Genomic DNA, 3,609 nt, shown 5'->3' on the forward strand with positions numbered 1-3,609 from the left:
AGGCCGCCGGGGAAGGGGAGAACCGGATGGTTACGGGATTTTACCGCGTGTCGCGGGGCGGCCTCGCGCTCGAAGCGCAGGCGGCGGCGCTCGACGAGGGCCTCACCGTGACGGTGGGCGGCGGGCGGTCGCACGTCGGGTCGGTGGCCATCGCGCAGCCGCGCCCCAGCCTGCGCGGGGACGGGACGGTCTCCTGCACCTGCTCGGTGTGGAACCAGCTGGGCCACAAGGATGAAGCCGTCGCCCGCCCGATCGCCGAACGGCTCTGCCGCGCGTTGAACGCGGTGGTCGTCGTCTCCGCGGGGGTCCACCTCACCGGCGCGGACGCGGCGCAGATCGAAATGGTGGAGCGGCTGGCGGAGGAGCTGGCGGAAAAAATCCTCGAGGATCGGAAGACCGCCGGGTAAAAAACGGAGCCGGGGAACCCCATTGGGTTCCCCGGCTTTTTCGCGCCCGTCAGATGCCGAACTCCTTCGCGTACTGCACGACGCCCTCCATGTGGACGGGCTCGTCCGACAGGGGCAGGGCCATGAAGTTTTCCGAAGGCACGTCGAACGGCGGACGGATTCCGAACCGCTCGGCGGGCAGGTAACCGAATTTCGGGTAGTATTTTTCGCTTCCGAGGACGACGGAACAGGGATAGCGCAGCTCCCTGGCCGCGCGGTGTCCCTCCGCGATCAGCGCGGAGCCGACGCCCCGCCGCTGGTACGCAGGGAGCACGGCGAGCGGGGCGAGCGCCAGCGCGGTCCGCCCGCCGATCCGGATTTCCGTGAACAGGATGTGCCCCACGAGGGTTCCGTCCACCTCCGCGACGAGCGACAGCCCGGGGACGAACGCGTCGCTTTTCCGCAGGGCGGCCACCAGCTCGTGCTCCTGTCCGTCGCTGTGCTCGGCATCTGCGAACGCGGTCCTGACGAGCTCGCATACCGCCTCATGGTCCGCTGGGGTCTCTTTTCGGATAATCATGTGTTCCTCCAAACCGCCCGCGTCTTCCGCGGGCGCTGTATTGATTTGCTCTTCGAGGCCGCCGGCTTTTCCCCGCGGCGCGTTCCGGGCGCATAAAGTTTTCTGCCCATGCAAAAACCGCGCGAGAAAAATGACCGCGGCGGCGGCCGTCAGCGTGCTGCTGACCGCCGAGGTGAGCCACACGCCGTCCACGCCCAGCAGGGGGACCAGGACGGCGAGCGAGAGCAGCGGGAAGAAGAGTGCGCGGCCGATGGAGATGCCGAGGGAAGTCCCCGGCCTGTTGACGGCGGTGAAGAAGGCGCTGAGTCCCACGCCGATCCAGCCGGTCAGATAGGTGAAGGAGAAGAGCTCCATTGCCCGCAGGCTCATCTCGAGCAGGGCCGGGTCGTTCTCCCGGATAAACAGGGCGATGATCCCCTGCCCGCCGAGGCGCATCCCGGCCAGCGTGAGTCCGGAGAGCAGCGCGCCCGCGAGCAGAACCCGCTTTTCAAAGGCGAACATGCGGCCGCGCAGCTTCGCGCCGTAGCAGTAGCTGATCGCTGGCTGCATCGAGTCGGTCATGCCGTAGAGGAGGGTCGCCATGATGCTGTCCACATAGAGGACGATGGAAAACGCGGCCACCGCCATCGAACCCGCCAGGCGGAGCAGAAGGCTGTTCAGGATGATCATCAGAATGGAGCCCGCGATGTTGGAAAAGAACTCGGAGGAGCCGTTAAACAGGATGTTAACGATCTGCCGGAGCCGGATTTTTCCGCGCACGAAGCGCAGCTGCAGCTTCTTCCGGAGAAACGGCCAGTAGCCGAGAAGGGTGCCCAGCGAGAGCCCGATGCAGGAGGCCAGCGCGGCGGAGCCGATGCCGAGCCGCAGCACGCCAAGGAAAAGATAGTCCAGCAGGATGTTGAGAAGGGCGGTCATGATGTTGAGCGCCATGCTGTAGTGGGTGCGGCCGCAGATCCGGAGATAGTTGTCGACCGCGAAGAACACCATGATGAAGGGCGCGAAGACGGCGTACACCTTGGTATACTCCACCGCGAACGCGGTGACCTCCGCGTCCGCCCCCATCAGGCGCAGGAGCGGTTCCGCGCCGAAATAGCCGATCATGCCAACGGCCACGGAAATCCCGACGATCAGCAGGGAGCAGACGGTAAAAATCCGGCTGGCCTCCAGCTCCTTTTTTTCGCCCAGACGGATGGCGATCTGCACCGACGAGCCGACGGCGACCATATCGGCGAGGGCGAAGCTGATGCTGAGCACGGGCATGACGAGGTTGATTGCCGCAAGGGCGTCCGACCCGATGAAACGCCCCACAAAGACGCCGTCCGCAATCGTATAGAGGGCGATGACGGCCATGCTAGCCATGCTGGGGAGGGCGCACCGGAAGAACAGGCGGGTGGGAGAAAGCGTCTCGAATATCTGGTTTTGCTGTTCCATATCAAAAATCCTTTTTGTATTCCTCGGTAAAGGCGCCGAGGATCGAGCAGAAAGCCCGGATCTCATCCGCTGAAAACCGCCGCTCAACCGCCTGTACGGCGCGCTCAAAGGGGCTGTCGTAGCTTTTGAGGGATTCGGCCACCCGTTTTGTCACGCGCAGGTAGGCGACCCGCCGGTCCGTCTCGCTGCGCGTTTTTTCAACCAGCCCCAGCCTTACGAGTTCATTGACCTTGAGGGTGGCGGCCGGAGCGGAAATGTGGAGCGTCTTCGCCAGCCCGCTTACCGTGCAGCCCCCGGCCTTTTCCTGGAAGGAGATGACGTCCAGATACATGATGCTGTTGTAGGAGAGCTCCCCGCCACCCGTCCGGCTGAGCTGACGCAGGTCGCAGACCGTGGTGTCGTAGTAGTATTGATTTAGGGTGTCCCGCAGGTCCATGCTGATCCCCCTATATAGTTAAGTAAATTTATATAATTTTGCTTAACTATAACACGAATAGCAAATACCGTCAAGTGCCGGGGAATAAAATTTCCGCTATAGTAAAACAAGAAAAAGAGTCAGGCGAAAGCCTGACCCATTACAATTCTTGGAGTTCGCAAATGATTCTATTTGCTTGATATAATGATAAAAATTTGCGGTTAATCTGAAAGTAATGTGATCTCAATAGAACTAGAAATTTTTTTCAGATGGAATACAAATACCCTTCTAAGAAACTTGTCATCGTCTGGTTGTATATTTTGATGTGTTTCAGTTAACTCATACTCTCCGACAAAATAATACTTGCCATTTTTCTTTTCAAAAAGTAGTAACGGTAGACCTTGCCGTTTATGTGATAAGACAGCAATATTTAAGTCGTACATTTTGTTTGCTAAGCTATCTTGGTGACCACTCCTGCCAATTCCAGTATACATACAAAAATCATATGGGCAATATATATTAGGAAAACCAGCAAACGGATTAGGTAATAGGGCTATATATCAGCCCGCAGCCTCTTGAACCATAGGAGCGTTGAGCTCGATATATTCAGCCATGCGACGGAACTCATCAGCGTATTTGAATTTCACGCTAATATTGCCGCCCTCGTAAACTTTGATATAATCAATGAGCTCGGCCAGAATTTCCCGTGTCAGTTTGTCGATGTTCTGATATTTGAGAAATGCTGTCAGAAAAGGACTTTCCGCATCCACGCCGTTTTCCAGTTGTTCCTGCTCGTC

At 58.7% G+C, this 3,609-nt stretch carries 4 protein-coding genes; 1 reads left to right on the forward strand and 3 read right to left on the reverse strand.

Going from position 1 to position 3,609, the window contains the following annotated elements; all coding sequences use genetic code 11:
* Positions 1-407 (forward strand): hypothetical protein (locus RDM88_RS12160; protein WP_308755091.1); only part of this gene is annotated, 407 nt, incomplete at its 5' end.
* Positions 408-456: 49 nt separating this feature from the next.
* Here the strand turns inward: RDM88_RS12160 and RDM88_RS12165 are convergent.
* From RDM88_RS12165 to RDM88_RS12175, 3 genes are all read right to left on the reverse strand, one after another.
* On the reverse strand, positions 457-2,397 hold the full coding sequence (locus RDM88_RS12165) for a GNAT family N-acetyltransferase (protein ID WP_308755092.1): 1,941 nt from the start codon (positions 2,395-2,397) through the stop codon (positions 457-459).
* A 1-nt stretch (position 2,398) separates the two neighbouring features.
* Complete coding sequence (locus tag RDM88_RS12170; protein WP_308755093.1) at positions 2,399-2,833, reverse strand: MarR family transcriptional regulator; 435 nt, start codon at positions 2,831-2,833, stop codon at positions 2,399-2,401.
* A gap of 539 nt (positions 2,834-3,372) precedes the next feature.
* A partial coding sequence (locus RDM88_RS12175) for a DUF4368 domain-containing protein (RefSeq protein ID WP_308755094.1) occupies positions 3,373-3,609 on the reverse strand: 237 nt, incomplete at its 5' end.

The organism is uncultured Anaerotruncus sp. (assembly GCF_902490045.1).
GTDB lineage: Bacteria > Bacillota > Clostridia > Oscillospirales > Ruminococcaceae > Anaerotruncus.

Excerpts from the sequence above, each read along its gene's own strand:
- RDM88_RS12165 (WP_308755092.1), bottom strand. The coding sequence starts at position 2,397 with ATGGAACAGCAAAACCAGATATTCGAGACGCTTTCTCCCACCCGCCTG.
- RDM88_RS12170 (WP_308755093.1), bottom strand. The coding sequence starts at position 2,833 with ATGGACCTGCGGGACACCCTAAATCAATACTACTACGACACCACGGTC.